Source organism: Rhodopseudomonas pseudopalustris, assembly GCF_900110435.1.
Taxonomy (GTDB): Bacteria; Pseudomonadota; Alphaproteobacteria; order Rhizobiales; family Xanthobacteraceae; genus Rhodopseudomonas; species Rhodopseudomonas pseudopalustris.
In genome coordinates this window covers 379786-395850 of the sequence record NZ_FODT01000001.1, presented here as the reverse complement: position 1 = coordinate 395850, position 16065 = coordinate 379786, and the positions used below count along the sequence as shown (strand labels likewise).

The 16065-nt window shown below is 66.0% G+C and carries 15 protein-coding genes; 9 read left to right on the top strand and 6 right to left on the bottom strand.

Annotation, left to right across the window (positions count from 1 at the left end):
• Window positions 1-115 precede the first annotated feature (115 nt).
• The gene (locus tag BMY71_RS01880) at window positions 116-1222 is read left to right on the top strand and encodes an HD domain-containing phosphohydrolase (RefSeq protein WP_011504791.1); all 1107 of its coding nucleotides are present in this window, start codon (window positions 116-118) and stop codon (window positions 1220-1222) included.
• A gap of 21 nt (window positions 1223-1243) precedes the next feature.
• Here the strand turns inward: BMY71_RS01880 and BMY71_RS01875 are convergent, their stop codons facing one another.
• Window positions 1244-2827 (bottom strand): AMP-binding protein, encoded by a 1584-nt coding sequence (locus tag BMY71_RS01875; protein ID WP_092681333.1) that lies wholly within the window; start codon window positions 2825-2827, stop codon window positions 1244-1246.
• Between the two features lie 339 nt (window positions 2828-3166).
• On the opposite strand from BMY71_RS01875, the gene BMY71_RS01870 reads away from it, so the two are divergent.
• Window positions 3167-3448 (top strand): DUF3551 domain-containing protein, encoded by a 282-nt coding sequence (locus tag BMY71_RS01870; RefSeq protein WP_092681331.1) that lies wholly within the window; start codon window positions 3167-3169, stop codon window positions 3446-3448.
• Window positions 3449-3471: 23 nt separating this feature from the next.
• Here BMY71_RS01870 and BMY71_RS01865 read toward each other — a convergent pair whose 3' ends face one another.
• Both BMY71_RS01865 and recQ read right to left on the bottom strand, forming a co-directional pair.
• Window positions 3472-3699: an FmdB family zinc ribbon protein gene (locus BMY71_RS01865; protein WP_092681707.1), complete on the bottom strand. Its 228-nt coding sequence runs from the start codon at window positions 3697-3699 to the stop codon at window positions 3472-3474.
• Between the two features lie 62 nt (window positions 3700-3761).
• Complete coding sequence (gene recQ, locus BMY71_RS01860) at window positions 3762-5621, bottom strand: DNA helicase RecQ (RefSeq protein WP_092681329.1); 1860 nt, start codon at window positions 5619-5621, stop codon at window positions 3762-3764.
• 193 nt (window positions 5622-5814) lie between these two features.
• Between recQ and BMY71_RS01855 the strand changes: the two genes are divergently transcribed.
• The gene (locus BMY71_RS01855) at window positions 5815-6777 is read left to right on the top strand and encodes an IS5 family transposase (RefSeq protein WP_092681309.1); all 963 of its coding nucleotides are present in this window, start codon (window positions 5815-5817) and stop codon (window positions 6775-6777) included.
• Between the two features lie 279 nt (window positions 6778-7056).
• Here BMY71_RS01855 and BMY71_RS01850 read toward each other — a convergent pair whose 3' ends face one another.
• A complete protein-coding gene (locus BMY71_RS01850; protein ID WP_092681327.1) occupies window positions 7057-8607 on the bottom strand; it encodes an AMP-binding protein in 1551 nt (516 codons plus the stop codon).
• Between the two features lie 24 nt (window positions 8608-8631).
• Complete coding sequence (locus tag BMY71_RS01845) at window positions 8632-9774, bottom strand: iron-containing alcohol dehydrogenase (RefSeq protein ID WP_092681325.1); 1143 nt, start codon at window positions 9772-9774, stop codon at window positions 8632-8634.
• Window positions 9775-10002: 228 nt separating this feature from the next.
• On the opposite strand from BMY71_RS01845, the gene BMY71_RS01840 reads away from it, so the two are divergent.
• The 6 genes from BMY71_RS01840 to BMY71_RS01815 all read left to right on the top strand — a co-directional run bounded on the left by BMY71_RS01840 (window position 10003) and on the right by BMY71_RS01815 (window position 15150).
• Complete coding sequence (locus BMY71_RS01840; protein ID WP_092681323.1) at window positions 10003-10878, top strand: S-methyl-5'-thioadenosine phosphorylase; 876 nt, start codon at window positions 10003-10005, stop codon at window positions 10876-10878.
• Window positions 10879-10932: 54 nt separating this feature from the next.
• Window positions 10933-12057, top strand: a complete 1125-nt coding sequence (mtnA, locus tag BMY71_RS01835; protein WP_092681321.1) for an S-methyl-5-thioribose-1-phosphate isomerase — start codon at window positions 10933-10935, stop codon at window positions 12055-12057.
• Between the two features lie 160 nt (window positions 12058-12217).
• Window positions 12218-12529: a hypothetical protein gene (locus BMY71_RS01830; protein WP_011504782.1), complete on the top strand. Its 312-nt coding sequence runs from the start codon at window positions 12218-12220 to the stop codon at window positions 12527-12529.
• Between the two features lie 193 nt (window positions 12530-12722).
• Window positions 12723-13106 (top strand): PepSY domain-containing protein, encoded by a 384-nt coding sequence (locus BMY71_RS01825; RefSeq protein ID WP_092681319.1) that lies wholly within the window; start codon window positions 12723-12725, stop codon window positions 13104-13106.
• Window positions 13106-13771 carry a response regulator transcription factor gene (locus BMY71_RS01820; protein ID WP_011504780.1) on the top strand — a complete coding sequence of 222 codons (666 nt, stop codon included), beginning with the start codon at window positions 13106-13108 and terminating at the stop codon, window positions 13769-13771. The genes BMY71_RS01825 and BMY71_RS01820 overlap by 1 nt, the downstream gene beginning before the upstream one ends.
• Window positions 13768-15150, top strand: coding sequence for a sensor histidine kinase (locus tag BMY71_RS01815; protein WP_092681317.1), 1383 nt, complete (start codon window positions 13768-13770; stop codon window positions 15148-15150). Before BMY71_RS01820 ends, BMY71_RS01815 begins: the two co-directional genes overlap by 4 nt.
• Before the next feature lie 98 nt (window positions 15151-15248).
• On the opposite strand, the gene BMY71_RS01810 is transcribed toward BMY71_RS01815, so the two are convergent.
• Entirely contained in the window at window positions 15249-15977 is a 729-nt protein-coding gene (locus BMY71_RS01810; protein ID WP_092681315.1) for a DUF3800 domain-containing protein, read from the bottom strand.
• Window positions 15978-16065: the final 88 nt, after the last annotated feature.

Sequence of the window (16065 nt, the reverse complement as noted above, 5' to 3'; positions counted from 1 at the left end):
GCCGATCAAATTGGCGCTGAAAAAACACCGAACGTTAAGAACGCCCATTAAGCAGTAGGAACCAATTTCCCGCTAAGGATGTCCGAGGTCTACGTCCTATCAATTTCGGTGATTCATGAATGCAGTAGCCCGACAATCCGCGCCCCAGTCCGAACCGCGACGGCGGCTGCTGCTGGCGTCCGATCGCCGAGATCAGAGCGCCGACCTCGCCCGGATCCTGGCCGGCATCGCCGAGATTGAAACCATCTCCACCGCGCAACTACCCGACGTGCCGTCGCAGAACCTGTCCGGGATCGTCGTCGACATCAATCTGCGGTCCGCGGAAAGCGTGCAGATGGTCCGGCGCAAGCTGTTGGGCGGCGGCTATCAGCCGATCCCGCGGCTGTTCGTGCTCGCCGACGAATTGCATCATGGCTCGATGCAGGCCTGGGCGCTCGGTGCCACCGACACCATCGCGCGTCCGTTCGATCCGCGTGACCTGCTGGCGCGGATCCGTGCTGCGTTCCCCGATCCCTCGGAGACGACCGAAGCCGCGCGCGCCGAGGCAATGAGCAAGGGCGTCGCGGCCGCGCACAGCGTATTGGTCAAGATCTTCGACCGGCTGCCGGCGGGCCAGCCTTTGACGTATCACGACGTGATCCGGGCCGAGGCGCCGATCCTCAAGGCGATCAAGCGCTCGTCGCTGCGCGAATGGCTCGCCGTCGTCGGCCGTCACCACAACGAAAGCTACCGACTCGCTTTGTTCGCGACCGGCTATGCCGTCGCCTTCGCCCAGCATCTCGGTATGCGCGAGGAAGATCAGCGTCGTCTGACCCGCGCTGCGCTGCTGTACGACGTCGGCAAGGCGTTCGTCGACGTCGGTGTGCTCGACGATCTCGACGGTCTGCAGGGCGAACGCTTGCACAAATTCCGCGAGCATCCGCGCCGAGGCTACGAAGCGCTCGCCGCCGAGGGGAGCTTTCCGCGAGAGACCCTCGATGTGATCCTGCATCATCACGAGTTGCTTGACGGCTCGGGCTATCCCGATGCGCTGCATGGCGACCAGATCAGCGACATCGTCCGCATCACCACCATCGTCGACATCTTCACCTCGCTGGTGGCGCCGCGCAAAAATCACGTCCCGCTGATGCCGTTGCACGCGTTCTCCCGGATGGAGTCGATGGGCGACAAGATCGATCAGCGCCTGCTGCAGGCGTTCCGCCCGGTCCCGCTCGGCGGCTAGTCGCGCCACGGTTACGACGTTTCACTCCAGCATCTTGCGCAATTCGGCCTTCGCGACCTTCTCCAGCGTCGATCGCGGCATCTCGTCGACGAGGCGGATTTCGCGCGGGCGCTTGAAATCGGCGAGCGACTTGGTGCAGATCGCCATGATGCGATCGGCGAGGTCAGGCGCGGCGTTGCCGACGCCGGCGGTCGGGATCACGAACGCCACCGGCACCTCGTCGAGCATCGGGTGCTTCTTCGCCACCACTGCGGCCTCGCGGACGCCGGGAACGGTGATCACCACCTGCTCGATCTCGGACGCGGCGACGTTCTCGCCCCCGACCTTGAGCATGTCCTTGGCGCGGTCGCCGAACTTGATCGCGCCGCGCTCGAGCAGCGTGACGCGGTCGCCGGTGATGAAGTAGCCGTGTTCGTCGAAGCTGTCGCGCGTGGCCTGCCCGTTGTGCAGATACTCCTTGAATAGCGACAGTCCGGGCACGCCCTTGATCAGCAGATTTCCGGTGTCGCCGACCTGCGTCGGCACGCCGTCGTCGCCGACGACGCGCAGGCTGTACTCCGGCGCGGCGCGGCCGATCGTCATCGGCGTATTCGGCTGGTCGGCCTCGGCGATGATGCCGTGGGTGATGGTCTCGGTCATGCCCCACCAGCCGATGATCTTGACGCCGAACACCGCGAAGGCCGGCGGCTCGGCCACGGCGGTGCCCCACATCCGGAAGCTGTGATGCTTCGGCGTCTCCTGCTCCATCAGAGCCTTCAGGCAGAACGGGATGTTGGAATTCCAGGTGCAGCGATGCTCCAGCGAGACGCTCCAGAACCGGCTCGAGGAGAACCGCGGCTGCACCACGCAAGTTCCACCGACCCACAGGCTCGCCAGCATCGAATAGGCCAGCGCGTTGGTGTGGAAAAGCGGCAAGTAAGCGAGGTGGACGTCGTCGGCGCGTAGCGTCTGGTGCGCGGCATTGATCTTGGCGCCCCACAGCGCGTTGGCGTGAGTCCACAGCACCGCCTTCGGCCGCGATGTCGTGCCCGAGGTGTATTGCACGCTGCACGGCGCGAACGGATCGGTCGGCCGCTGCGGGCGGTTGGCGCTGTCGCCGAACAGGCTCTCGAACGAATCCGCTTTTGCGACCGTCTGCGCCGGCAGCGCCGCGCCGGGATCGTGCGAGATCACCGCGATCCAGCGCAGCTTCCTGCAATTGGCGGCGACCAGCTCCGCATAGGCCGGCTGGGTGATCGCGGCGACCGCGTTGCAATGATCGGCGAAGTAATCGATCTCGGCCGCGGCCGAGCGGGTGTTGGTGGTGACCGCGAGCGCGCCGAGCTCGACGCAGGCGAACCAGCTCAGCAGAAATTCCGCGCAATTGTCGAGATGGATCAGCACCGCGTCGCCGGGCTTGACGCCGCGCGCCGCCAGGCCTGCGGCGAGCGCGCCGACCCGCTCGTGGAATTCGCCGTAGCTCCAGACCCGCGCCGGCGCGTCGAACGGCGCCCAGATGATGAACGGATGATCGCGCCGCGTCTCGGCCTGCAGGCGCAGCAGCCACGGCACGTCCATTCCGGCGAACGGTCCCACCACGCCCGGCGCTTCGATTGGTTGCGGCATTGTTTCCCCCTTGGCACTGCGCGTTCCGCGCTTCAGCGCGCGTTGTGTGTGGCGGCAATTCGCCACCCCATCGCGCGCATCTTTGTTGCTCTGTGCCGACCTTGTGCCACCGCCCGCTGCCTCGCGCAATTCGGTCGGCTCCGCGTCGGCGCGTAGGGGCCTGCGTGTTCTATCGGCGGATCGATTGTTTGAGTCTCGCGCAGCCCTTCCGCGGGCGGGCTGATCATGCGCAGCCGGCCTGCGACAAAGCACCGTGGATCGAATGCCGGAACGTTCCCTGCAGCGCATCGTTGGCCTGTCACCGTACCGACATATCCAACGATCGAAGGAGACGACGCGATGAAGACTTTGGCACTGGCAGCGATGGCGCTCGGCGTGCTCGGCGCGACGCAAATGATGACCGCGCAGCCCGCGGCGGCGCAGATCGAGTATCCGTACTGCAAGCAGGGCTCGCAGCAGGGCTATCCTGGCAATTGCAGCTTCTCGAGCTTCGAATCCTGCCGCTATTCGGCGCAGGGCACCGGCGGCAATTGCGTGGCGAACCCGCGCTACATCGCCTGGGGTGGCGGATATGGTCGCGAGGACGGATATGGCCCGTCCTGGGGTCCGTCGGCCTACTGATCAGCGAGCCGGGCGCGGCGTGATCAACCGCCGCGCTCCTTGCGGCTGAAATTCGATAGATGGCCCTCGCGCGCCGCCTGCGCGCGGGCGGCCTTGATCAGGCCTTTGCTTTGACCGGGCGGCGCCGGTCGCGACACCAGCCGCTCCATCTTTCGCCCGCCGCAGCCCGGGCAGTGCGGTCTGTCGGAAAAACCGACCAGCAACTCGCTCTCCTTGTCGCAATCCGCACAATGAAATCCGTAAAGCGGCATCGCTGCGCCTCCTGAAGCCATGTTGCAGCAGGCTTTGCAGGATCCGGACCAATCCCCAGAACTTACCGGCGCGCGGCGTCGATCACCGCCAACAGCGCGGCGCCGTAATGTTCGAGCTTCTTGTCGCCGATCCCGGCAATGCCGCGCAGCTCGTCGAGCGAGCGCGGCCTGGCGGCGGCGATGCCGTCCATGGTGGCGTCGTGCAGCACCACATAGGCCGGTACGCCGCGTTCCCGCGCGACACTTGCGCGCCACGCCTTCAGCGCCGCGAACAGCTCGGGATCGCCGGCGGTAGCGTCGCGCGCTGCTCCGCCGCCGACCAGATCGCCGCGGCGCGATCGCGCGCGCGGCGGTCGGCCGCCGGTCTGCTCGCGCAGCATCACCTGGGTCTCGCCCTTCAGCACCGTGCGCGAAGTCTCGGTCAGCTTCAGCGCGCCGAACGCCTCGCTGTCCGGGTGCAGATGGCCGAGCGACACCAATTGCCGGATCACCGCCCGCCATTGTTTCTCGTTGAGTTCGCCGCCGATCCCGAACACCGACAATTTGTCGTGGCCGAACTGGCCGACGCGCTCGGTCAGCCGGCCGAGCAGCACGTCGATCAGATGCTGCGCGCCGAACCGCTGCCCGGTGCGATACGCACAGGACAGCAGCTTCTGCGCCGCCACCGTGCCGTCCTGCACCTTCGGCGGGTTGAGGCAGTTGTCGCAATTGCCGCACTGCAGATCGGTCGACGTCTCGCCGAAATAGCCGAGCAGGCGCGTCCGGCGGCAGCCGGTGGACTCGCACAAGCCCACCAGCGCATCGAGCTTGCCGGCCGAGACCCGCTTGAACGCCTCGGAGCCGGTGGATTCGTCGATCATCCGGCGCTGCTGCACGATGTCGGACAGGCCATAGGCCATCCACGCATCCGAGGGCTTGCCGTCGCGGCCGGCGCGCCCGGTCTCCTGATAATACGCCTCGATGCTCTTCGGCAGATCGAGATGCGCAACGAAGCGAACATCCGGCTTGTCGATGCCCATGCCGAACGCGATGGTGGCGACGATCACCACGCCGTCCTCGTTGATGAAGCGGTCCTGGTTGGCCGCGCGCGTCCCTGCCGGAAGCCCGGCGTGATAGGGCAGCGCCGTGATGCCAGCTTTGCACAGCGCCGCCGCCGTATCCTCGACCTTGGCGCGCGACAGGCAATACACCACGCCGGAATGGCCCGTATGCTTGTCGGCGATGAACGCCTTGAGCTGCGCCGGTGCGTTCTGCTTGTCGACGATGGTGTAGCGAATATTGGGCCGGTCGAAGCTCGACACGAAGCAGGGCGCCTCGGTGAGGCCGAGCCGCTCGGTGATCTCGCGGCGGGTCAGCGCGTCGGCGGTGGCGGTCAGCGCGATCCGCGGCACATTCGGGAATTTCTCGGCGATCGCCGACAGGCCGACATATTCCGGGCGGAAATCATGCCCCCATTGCGACACGCAATGCGCCTCGTCGATCGCGAACAGCGACAGCTTCGCCCGCGCCAGCATCGAAAGGCAGCGCGGCGTCAGCAGCCGCTCCGGCGCGACATAGAGCAGATCGAGTTCGCCGGCGAGCAATTGCCGCTCGATCGCGTCGGCTTCCGCGTAGGACAGCGATGAATTCAGCGCCGCGGCGCGCACGCCGGCCTCGAGCAGCCCCGCGACCTGGTCGCGCATCAGCGCGATCAGCGGCGACACCACGATGCCGCAGCCGTCGCGCAGCAGCGCCGGCAGCTGGTAGCACAGCGACTTGCCGCCGCCGGTCGGCATCAGCACCAGACAATCGCCGCCGCCCGCGACGTGGCGGACGATCTGCTCCTGATGGCCGCGAAATCCGGGCAGGCCGAACACGTGGTTCAACGTCGACAGCGCGCGGGCATCGAGATCGTCGTCGAGGCGGGAAGCGGCGAGGGTCATGCGGAGGGGCGGACGGCTGGGGACATGGCAAGCGTATACCCCAACGCGGCCGATTCTTCTCGCCAAGGCGTGAGAATGTTTGCCGGAAAGTTCCAGCGCACAGGGCGCCCCCTCTCCCGCTTGCGAGGCCTCTGCAAAACCTGACTGTTCTATCCAGATGTGATTCACTTGCGCGTAGGCGGAGGTGAACGGGATGGCGCAGGACAGTTTCATTGAGGCTTTGCTGCCGGCGGGCTTTGGGCGCAACGAGCGGCTGGAGCGCATTTCCGGCCTGATCGATTGGGACCGTCTTGCCGTCCTGATCCGCAAGGTGCGGCCGGGCGAGACCGGTCGCCCGCCCTACGCGCCGCTGGCGATGTTCAAAGCCTTGCTGCTGCAGCAGTGGTACGGACTGTCCGACCCCGGCCTCGAAGAGGCCCTGCTCGACCGGGTTTCGTTTCGACGCTTTTGCGGGTTCGCGCTGGATGCGCAGACACCCGACGAGACGACGCTTTGCCGGTTTCGCAATGCCTTGCAGCAGGCCGGCCTGGGAGACGCCCTGTTTCAGGAGGTCCTCCGGCAGCTCGAAGCGGCTGGATATGTCTTGAAGACAGGGACCTTGATCGACGCCACCCTGGTTCAGAGTTCAGGGCGAACGCCCCCGTCGGGATCGACGCCGCGCGAGGTCGAGAGCCGTTCGTCACACGACCCGCAGGCCAACTGGACACGGCACGGCGCCGGACGAAGGCTGTTCTTCGGCTACAAGGCGCACATCGCGATCGATCAGGGATCGGGGCTGATCCGGGCCCGCAAACTGACCGGGGCGAAGACGTATGAGAGCGAAGTCGCCGACGATCTCGTCCTCGGCGACGAGAAGGCGGTCTATGCCGACAAGGCCTACGAGAAGCGGGCGCGCCGCCAAGCCCTCAAAGCCCGCGGCATCAAGGATCGCATCCAGCATCGTCGCAACAAACACCAGAAGGCGCTGCCGCGATGGCAGGCAGTGCGCAACAAGCTGATCGGCCGTGTTCGGCAGGCGATCGAACGCACCTTCGCCCAACTGAAAGGCCGCTACGGCTTCACCCGCATGCGCTACGCAGGCATCACCGCCAACGCATTCCACCTCGATCTGATCTCGATCGCCTACAACCTGCGAACCGCAGCCGCCATCCGCTGACAATCAGCGGCCACGGCGGCCGAAACCGCCGATCGCAGCCAAATCGCATCACGCCATCACCCCTCCAGCGGCAAACTCGCCAAATCAACGAGTTTCGCAGAGGTCTCGCTTGCGGGAGAGGGTTGGGGTGAGGGCGACCCGAGCACTGACTCTGCGATACGCCGAGAGGCCTTCCCCCACCCGGATCGCTACGCGATCCGACCTCCCCCGCGAGCGGGAGAGGTTGCGCTGTGCCGGATCGCAGACATCATGCGAAAATCAAGTCGCGCGACGATCGCCTCACACGATCCTTGATTCGCCCTTCCCCCAATATTTGTCGCGCAGCAGGCGCTTGTAGAGCTTGCCGGTCGGCAGCCGCGGCAGTTCCTCGAGGAAGTCGATCGAGCGCGGCACCTTCTGCCGTGACAGCGACTGGCCGCAGAACGCGATCAGCTCCTGCGCCAGATCGCTGTCCGGATCGACGCCGGGCATCGGCTGGATCACCGCCTTGACCTCTTCGCCCAGATCCTCGTTCGGCACGCCGAACACTGCGGCGTCGGCGACCTTGGGGTGGGTGATCAGCAGGTTCTCGCATTCCTGAGGATAGATGTTCACGCCGCCGGAGATGATCATGAAGGTGGCGCGGTCGGTGAGGTGCAGATAGCCGTCGTCGTCGACATAGCCGACGTCGCCGACCGTGCTCATGCTGCCGTCGTCCGAGCGCGCCTCCTGGGTCTTGTTCGGATCGTTGAAATATTCGAACGGCGTCGCGGTCTTGAACCAGATCTGCCCCGGCGTGCCCTTGGGGCAGGGCTGCATCCGGTCGTCGAGAATATGCAGATCGCCGAACATCACCTTGCCGACGGTGCCGCGATGCTTGAGCCAGTCCTCGCTGTTGCAGGCGGTGAAACCGAGACCTTCGGTCGCGCCGTAATATTCGTGGATGATCGGCCCCCACCATTTGATCATCTGTTCCTTGACCTGCGGCGGGCAGGGCGCTGCGGCATGAATCGCCACCTCCAGCGTCGACAGATCATGCTTGCTGCGCGCCTCTTCCGGCAACTTCAGCATCCGCGAGAACATCGTCGGCACCAGCTGGCTGTGCGAGACTTTGTATTTCTCGATCAGCGCCAGATACTGCTCCGGATCGAAATGCTCCATGATGATCACGGTGCCGCCGTCCCGGATGGTCAGGCCGACCGCGGCCTGCGGCGCGGAATGATACAGCGGCGCCGGCGACAGATAGATCATGTCATTGCGATACTTCCACAGCATGTTGAGGAAGTGGAACAGCGGCAGCGGCTGCGACGGCGGCTGCTCCGGCAGAGGGCGCAGAATGCCCTTCGGCCGGCCGGTGGTGCCGGACGAATACAGCATCGCGGTGCCGAGGCTTTCATCGGCGATCGGCGTGTCGGGCAGGCCCTTGGTCGCCTCGGCGAGGCCGACGATCCGCTCGCTTTCGCCGACGCCGTCCACCACCACGCACAGCGTGACGTGGGGACAGTCCTTCAGCGCCTCGCGGGCGACGTCGAGCTTGGCCGTCGAGGTGATCAGCACCTTCGATTCGCTGTTGGTCAGAATGTAGACCAGCTCGGCGGCGGTCAGGTACGAGTTCACGCAGGTGTAGTAATAGCCCGACCGCTCGCCGGCGCCGCAGGCCTCGAGATAGCGGTTGTTGTTCTCCATGAAGACCGAATAATGGTCGAGCCGCTTCAGGCCGTGATTGCGCAGCAGATGCGCGAGCCGGTTGGTGCGGGCTTCGAGCTCCGCATAGGTCACGGTCTCGCCGGTCGAGGCCATGATGAAAGCGGGGCGATCGGGGTGGGTGTTCGCAAATTGGCCGGTGTACATCGTGGTCCTCGTTGATATCGGCGGTCAGGCGGCGAGTTCGAGGATCTCGCGCACCTGCGCGGGACCGTCGATCTTGCGGGGATTGCGTGGAACCCAGGGCGTGCCCATCGCCTGGCTGGCGATGCGCTCGAATTGTTCGGGACCGACGCCGACGTCGCGCAAGCTGCGCGGCATCCCGAGCACGCGGATCAGCGCATCGAGCACGTCGCCGGCGTCCTCGCCCGGATGTCCCATCGCCGCGGCGACCAGCGCCTGACGCTCGGGATTGACCGACTTGTTCCAGCGCATCACCGCCGGCAGCATGATGCAGGAGGTGTGGCCGTGCGGGACATCGAACACCGCGCCCAGCACGTAGCCGATGCCGTGGCTGGCGCCCATCGGGACGCCGGACGACAGCGCGCCCATCGACAGCCAGGTGCCGATCTGGCAGTCGAGCCGCGCCTGCAGATCGGTCGGATCCGCCTTTACCCGCGGCAGCGACGTCGCGAGCATCGACAGGCCCTTCAGCGCCTGGGCGTCGCCATACGGGTGCGCCTCGCGCGAGCAGATGCCCTCGACGCAATGATCGACGGCGCGAATCCCGGTCGAGAGCCACAGCCATTCCGGCGTGTGCACGGTGATCGCCGGGTCGAGGATCGCGGCGCGCGGCATCGTCAGCGGATGCGCCAGCTTCTCCTTGATCCGCGTCGCCTCGTCGGTGACGCCGGCGATCGCGCTGAACTCGCCGCCGGAGATCGTGGTCGGCACGCTGATCTGCCGCACCTTCGGCGCCACCGGCGCGTTCAGGTTGCGGACCCGGTCGATGTCCTCGACGCGATGGATGTCGTTGGCGAGGCAGATTTGCACCGCCTTGGCGCCGTCGGTGATCGAGCCGCCGCCGACCGTGACGATCAGATCGGCCGCGACGTCGCGGGCCTGATGGGTCGCGGCGATCACCGCCGACCGCGGCGTATGCGCCGGCATCGCGTCGAACACGCCAGCGCAGCGCCCGCCCAGCGCGTCGCGGATCTTGGCGATCTCGTCGGTGGTGCGGTTGAGGGTGCCCGAGACCATCAGCAGCGCGCGCTGCGCGCCGATCCGGTCCATCTGGGCGACGATCGCAGCCGCAGCCGGCTGCCCGAAAACAACTTCCTCCATGGCGCCGAATACGACGCGTCCCGTCTGCACGTTTTTTCACTCCCATCCACAGCCGCTCTTGCGAGGCCTTGGCGGCAATCCTAGCAGCCGCGTGGCGATCCGGAACAAGAAAAATCGTCGCGCGTCCTGGAGCGCCTGACATCAGCCGTCGATCTGGCCGTCGGTAACATGAGACGTTTGTCGGATACGTCCGTTATGGGGGTTGTCGATCAACCACGCCCATGTTGAATGCGCCTCGAACGAGATGGGAGACAGGGCATGACCAGGGCCGTACTCGGCATTATCGGCGGATCCGGCATCTATGATTTGCCGGGGCTTGAGGACGTCCGCGAGGAAGCGATCGCGAGCCCGTGGGGCGAGCCGTCCTCGGCGGTGCGGCGCGGCAACATCGCCGGCCTGCCGATCGTGTTCATGCCGCGCCACGACAAGGGCCACCGGCTGTCGCCTTCCGACATCAACTACCGCGCCAATATCGACGTGCTGAAGCGCGCCGGCGTCACCGACCTGATCTCGCTGTCGGCCTGCGGCTCGTTCAAGGAGGAGCTGCCGCCCGGCAGCTTCGTGCTGGTCGATCAGTTCGTCGACCGCACCTACAAGCGCGAGAGTTCGTTCTTCGGCCGCGGCTGCGTCGCCCACGTCTCGATGGCGCATCCGGTCTCGCCGCGGCTGCGCATCCATCTCGCCGCCGCCGCCGAGGCGGAGGGCATCGCGATGGCGCGCGGCGGCACGTATCTGTGCATGGAAGGCCCGCAATTCTCCAGCTACGCCGAAAGCGTCACCTACAAGCAGGCGGGCTATTCGGTGATCGGCATGACCAACATGCCGGAAGCCAAGCTCGCCCGTGAGGCCGAGATCTGCTACGCGTCCGTGGCGATGGTCACCGATTTCGACTGCTGGCACCCAGACCACGATGCGGTGACGGTGCAGGACATCATCCGGGTGCTGTCGTCGAACGCCGAGAAGGCCAAGAGCCTGGTGGCGCGGCTCGCCCAGGATTTCCCGCGTGAGCACGAGCCATGCCCGATCGGCTCCGACCGCGCGCTCGACACCGCGCTGATCACCCAGCCCGACGCGCGCGATCCGGACCTGCTGAAGAAGCTCGACGCGGTCGCCGGCCGGATCTTGAAGGCGTAGCTTCGTTTCGCTGGCAATGACGGGTCAATACCGGGACTAGCTGAGGAATTAGCCATGAAAGTCGACGGCATCCATACCCGCTCCATCTGGCTCGAGCCCGACGGCTGGACCGTCGCGGCGATCGATCAGCGCCGGCTTCCGCATGAATATGTCGTGGCGCGGCTGACCAATTGCGACCGCGCCGCCGATGCGATCCGCACCATGCTGGTGCGCGGCGCGCCGCTGATCGGGGCGACTGCGGCTTACGGCATCGCGCTGGCGATGCGCGAGGACGCCTCCGACGCGGCGCTCGGTCTGGCCTACGACAAGCTGATCGCGACCCGGCCGACCGCGATCAACCTGAAATGGGCGCTCGACGAAATGCGCCGCGCGCTTGTCCCGGTGAAGCCAGCCGACCGTGTCGCCGCCGCTTACAAGCGCGCCAGCGAAATCGCCGACGAGGATGTCGCCATCAACCAGGCGATCGGCGCCAACGGCCTGAAGCTGATCGAGGCGATCGCGGCGACGAAGAAGCCCGGCGAGCGCGTCAATGTGCTGACCCATTGCAACGCCGGCTGGCTCGCCACCGTCGACTGGGGCACCGCCACCGCGCCGATCTATCAGGCGTTCGATCGCGGCATTGCGATCCACGTCTATGCCGACGAAACCAGGCCGCGCAATCAGGGCGCCTCGCTCACCGCCTGGGAGCTCGGCCATCACGGCGTCGATCACACCGTGATCCCGGACAATACCGGCGGCCATCTGATGCAGCACGGCATGGTCGATCTCTGCATCGTCGGCACCGATCGCGTCACCGCCGACGGCGACGTCTGCAACAAGATCGGCACCTATCTGAAGGCGCTCGCCGCGCACGACAACAACGTGCCGTTCTACGTCGCGCTGCCGTCGCCGACGATCGACTTCACCATCCATGACGGGGTGAAGGAAATCCCGATCGAGCAGCGTGAGGCGGCCGAGGTCACCGACATGACCGGCCGCACCGCGGATGGCCGGATCGAGACCGTGCGGATCGTGCCGCCGGGCTCAAAGGTCGCCAATTACGGCTTCGACGTCACCCCGTCGCGCCTCGTCACCGGGCTGATCACCGAGCGCGGCGTGCTGAAGCCGGACCGCGCCTCGCTCGCTGCGGCCTTCCCGGAGCGGGTGGCGCGCGAACAGGAACCGTTGCCGGCGTCGTGAGTTCGTCTTAAGAACCCAGAACCGCAGTCAGATACCAGCGTCGTGCTTGCGCGGCCGAACGTCACGCACGGTTCTGTCGAAACTATTCGCTCCCGCGGCCCAAGCGGCTATTCTTGGCCGGCGCCGGAGCGATGACCCCGGCGCGCAAGGACGTTGCACCATGACCGATCAGCCCAAGCAGCCACCCGAGCGGCCTCGCTTCGAGCCGGAGATCATTCCGCCCGGCGAGACCCATGATCCGCGCGGGACGCGGGTGTTCATCGATCAGACCACCACCGAGCACGTCTTCGTCGGCAAAGTCGGGCCATTCGGCTTGTTCCTGATGGCGCTGGCGATCGGCGCGGTGATCGCGGTCATCCTGGTGCTGCTGCTTGGCGCGTTCCTGTTGTGGATCCCGATCGTCGGTCTGCTGATCGCAGCCGGGCTGGTCGCCGGTGTGCTGCGGCCGTTGTTTTCGCGGAGCGGCAGCTGACGGCGGCGCGCCGCCGCCTGATCGATGTCAGCGAGCAGTCAGGCGCGTGGGTGGATGGTGCGGCCGATTCCAGAGCAGGATGACTTATCTTCGAGTCCTCATCCCGCTCTAGGTTGTTGTTCGAGAATGATCTTTTCCGAAAACCGGTGTCCATTTTTCGGGATCATGCTCTAGCTGTTGCGGAGAATGCGGCTTGGAGACGTTGACGCCGATCCGGTGGCTTGTGCTCGGGTTCGCTATGGCCGGCGCGGCGATGCCGGCGATTGCCGTGCCCGCGTTTGCGCACGAGCACGACCGCCATCACCACGGCGGACACGGCCACGCCGAGGGTCGTGAGCACCGCCACGCCAGTCACGACGAGGTGCGGCGCGCGGTCGAGCGCGGCGAGATCCGTCCGCTCGCCGAACTGCTGACGATGATCCGCGACAAGCTGCCGGGGGAAATCACCTCGGTCGAGATCGAGCGCGACGACGGTCGCTGGATCTACGAATTCCACGTCGTCGACAAGCGCGGGCGGCTGTTCGAGGTCTATGTCGATCCGCTCAGCGGCGACATCCGCGAGACCAGGGAAAAGTAATGCGGGTGCTGGTGGCCGAGGACGATAGCCGGATCGCGTCGGATCTCGCGCGCGGCCTGACGGAGGCTGGTTACATCGCCGAATGCGTCGCCGACGGCGAAGAGGCGTGGTTTCGCGGCGACACCGAGGACTACGCCGCGATCATTCTCGATCTCGGCCTGCCCAGGCTCGACGGGCTGACCATTCTGAAGCGCTGGCGCGAAGGCGGCCGCCGCACCCCGGTGCTGATCCTGACCGCGCGCGGCAGCTGGGCCGAGCGCGTCGACGGCATCGACGCCGGCGCCGACGATTATTTGCCGAAGCCGTTCCGGATGGAGGAGCTGCTGGCGCGGCTGCGCTCGATCGTGCGCCGCTCGGCCGGCCACGCCTCTTCGGTCGTCACCATCGGCGACGTCACCCTCGACGAACGCCAGATGCAGGTCACCGTGCGCGGCCAGCCGGCGCCGCTGTCGCCGCTGGAGTACCGGCTCGCGTCCTATCTGGTGCTGCATCGCGGCCGGGTGGTGTCGCAGTTCGAGTTGAGCGAGAGCATCTACGGTCAGGACGACGCGCATGATTCCAACGCGATCGAGGTGCTGGTCGGCCGCGTCCGCAAGAAGCTCGGCCCCGAACTGATCGAGACCCGGCGCGGCTTCGGCTACATCGTGGCCGGGGATAGCAGGTGACGCGCCACTCGCTGCGGCTGCGGCTGATCGCCGGCGGCGCCGCGGCGATTCTGATCGCGCTGAGCGTCGCCGGCGTCGCGCTCACCATCCTGTTCGAGCGTCACGTCACCCGCACCATCGCGGACGACCTCGAAGTCTCACTGAAGCAATTGCTGGCCGGGATCGAGGTCGGGGCCGATGGCCGGCTGGCGGTGGCCCGCTCGCCGACCGATCCGCGCTTCGCCGAACCGTTGTCGGGCCTGTACTGGCAGGTCGGCGACGATCACGATCAGTTGCTGCGCTCGCGCTCGCTGTGGGACGATCGGCTGACGGTGCCGATCGATCAGCCCGGCCCGGGTGAGGTGCATCATCACGACATTGCGGGGCCCGCCGGCGCGCGGCTGTCGATCGTCGAGCGTCAGGTCGTTCTCACCGTGGCCGGCAAGCCGATGCCGATCCGCGCCGCGGTCGCGGTCGATCTGGCGCGAGTCACCGCCGCCGGCCGGGCGTTCGCGCGGGACCTCGTGATCGCGCTGGGCATTCTCGGCGTGGCGCTGGCGATCGCCACCTCGGTGCAGGTGATGCTCGGGCTGCAGCCGTTGCGCGCGTTGCGTCGGGGCATCGCCGATATCCGCTCCGGACGCAGCCGGATGCTTCCCCAGGCGGTGCCCGACGAGGTGCTCCCGCTGGTCGAGGAGGTCAACGCACTGCTGGATGCGCAGGCGCGCGAGATCGAGCGCTCGCGCGATCGCGCCGCCGATCTCGCCCACGGGCTGAAGACGCCGCTCGCCGCGCTGGCCGCCGACGCCGCGGGCTTGCGCGAGCGCGGCGAGGACAAGCTCGCGCGCGACATCGAGGCGGTTGTCAGCGCGATGAGCCGTCACGTCGATCGCGAACTGGCCCGCGCCCGGCTGCGCGGCGCCGCGCGCCGCGGCGAGAGCGCCTCCGTCGAGATCGCGCCGCTGGTGCGCTCGCTGGTGACGATCCAGTCGCGCACCCCGGCCGGCCGGCGGATCGATTTCGAGACGCGAATCGCCGACTCCGTCGCGGGGCCGTTCGACCGCGCCGATCTCGCCGAGGTGCTCGGCAATCTGCTCGACAACGCCACGCGGCACGCCCACGCCCGCGTCCGCATCAGCGCCGGCATTGCAACGCATGGCCTGTGCGTCGTGATCGAGGATGACGGCGAGGGCATCGACGAGGCCGCGCGCGCCACGGTGCTGGCGCGCGGCATCCGGCTCGACCAGCGCGGCGAGGGCGCCGGCCTCGGCCTCGCGATCGTGCAGGACGTGCTCGACGCCTATGGCTGGACGCTGCAGCTGTCCCGCTCCGAACTCGGCGGCCTGAAGGCGAGCTGCTGCGCGGCGGCGGTTGGAAGTGTGATACAGAACGATCGTTAGAGCACGATCTCGAAAAGTGGAAGCCGGTTCTCCGAAAAGATCATGATCATAAAACAAAGCTGGAGCGGTGTGACGATTCGAAGGCAAATCATCCTGCTCTAGCGTTGGCGGCAGCAGTGACAATTGCATTGGGCGCCTGACGGCTTGAAGTGCACCAAGCCGTGGACGACTCCACCTTCCGAATCGAACTTGCTCTTGAAGATGTCAAAGTAACTTGCGTCGCCGTATTCGTAATATCTACGCACGGCATGTGCGATCAGATCTGCGTATTGAATGAGGCGCGTTGCCTTGGAGTTAACGAACATCGGGACGTCGGCCATGTTGTAGAGTTGGCCCCACCTGTGTCCGACGGTCCTGAAGTTCCGAGCTAGCCCTTGAAGAGATGTTTCATAGGACGATTCGTCGAGGATAATCAGGCCGCGTTGAGTATCGGATGCCTTATGTAACCGCCCCAAGAAACGATCGAAGCGATTACAGATTTGCTCGAACGCATACTCCATTGGATCGGCGGGCGAAATAGCTGCTTTGTGAATGGCGGCTCCGAAGAGCGTAACCTGATTGGATGACCCGACAAGGTGGAGTACCTCACGATAAGCGTTAATGCGATCTTGGCGACCGACGCCTCGCCAGTGCTTCTTGCCTGTAAGGATGTCAGTTCCGCGGAATTCGAGATTGGGAGAAGCGGGCCAGATCCTCCCCGCAATGTCGTCCATTCTCTGGGAGAACCAATGCGGCTGCCTCTCGAAAACCGATATCCCCGCAAGGACAATGTGATGATCGTCAGCGTTTCCGACAGAGCCGGAATCATCGAGATACAATAGATGCATGAAAAATAAGCTGCATGAAATTTATAGATAAGCGGGCGGCCGGGTGGAATAAGTCAATCCCAACGGTCCACGTCTGCAGACCTCCCGA

What these genes read in the sequence shown, in the direction of transcription:
- BMY71_RS01880 (WP_011504791.1), top strand. Translation starts at nt 116, where the DNA reads ATGAATGCAGTAGCCCGACAATCCGCGCCCCAGTCCGAACCGCGACGG.
- BMY71_RS01875 (WP_092681333.1), bottom strand. Translation starts at nt 2,827, where the DNA reads ATGCCGCAACCAATCGAAGCGCCGGGCGTGGTGGGACCGTTCGCCGGA.
- BMY71_RS01870 (WP_092681331.1), top strand. Translation starts at nt 3,167, where the DNA reads ATGAAGACTTTGGCACTGGCAGCGATGGCGCTCGGCGTGCTCGGCGCG.
- BMY71_RS01865 (WP_092681707.1), bottom strand. Translation starts at nt 3,699, where the DNA reads ATGCCGCTTTACGGATTTCATTGTGCGGATTGCGACAAGGAGAGCGAG.
- recQ (WP_092681329.1), bottom strand. Translation starts at nt 5,621, where the DNA reads ATGACCCTCGCCGCTTCCCGCCTCGACGACGATCTCGATGCCCGCGCG.
- BMY71_RS01855 (WP_092681309.1), top strand. Translation starts at nt 5,815, where the DNA reads ATGGCGCAGGACAGTTTCATTGAGGCTTTGCTGCCGGCGGGCTTTGGG.
- BMY71_RS01850 (WP_092681327.1), bottom strand. Translation starts at nt 8,607, where the DNA reads ATGTACACCGGCCAATTTGCGAACACCCACCCCGATCGCCCCGCTTTC.
- BMY71_RS01840 (WP_092681323.1), top strand. Translation starts at nt 10,003, where the DNA reads ATGACCAGGGCCGTACTCGGCATTATCGGCGGATCCGGCATCTATGAT.
- mtnA (WP_092681321.1), top strand. Translation starts at nt 10,933, where the DNA reads ATGAAAGTCGACGGCATCCATACCCGCTCCATCTGGCTCGAGCCCGAC.
- BMY71_RS01830 (WP_011504782.1), top strand. Translation starts at nt 12,218, where the DNA reads ATGACCGATCAGCCCAAGCAGCCACCCGAGCGGCCTCGCTTCGAGCCG.
- BMY71_RS01820 (WP_011504780.1), top strand. Translation starts at nt 13,106, where the DNA reads ATGCGGGTGCTGGTGGCCGAGGACGATAGCCGGATCGCGTCGGATCTC.
- BMY71_RS01810 (WP_092681315.1), bottom strand. Translation starts at nt 15,977, where the DNA reads ATGCATCTATTGTATCTCGATGATTCCGGCTCTGTCGGAAACGCTGAC.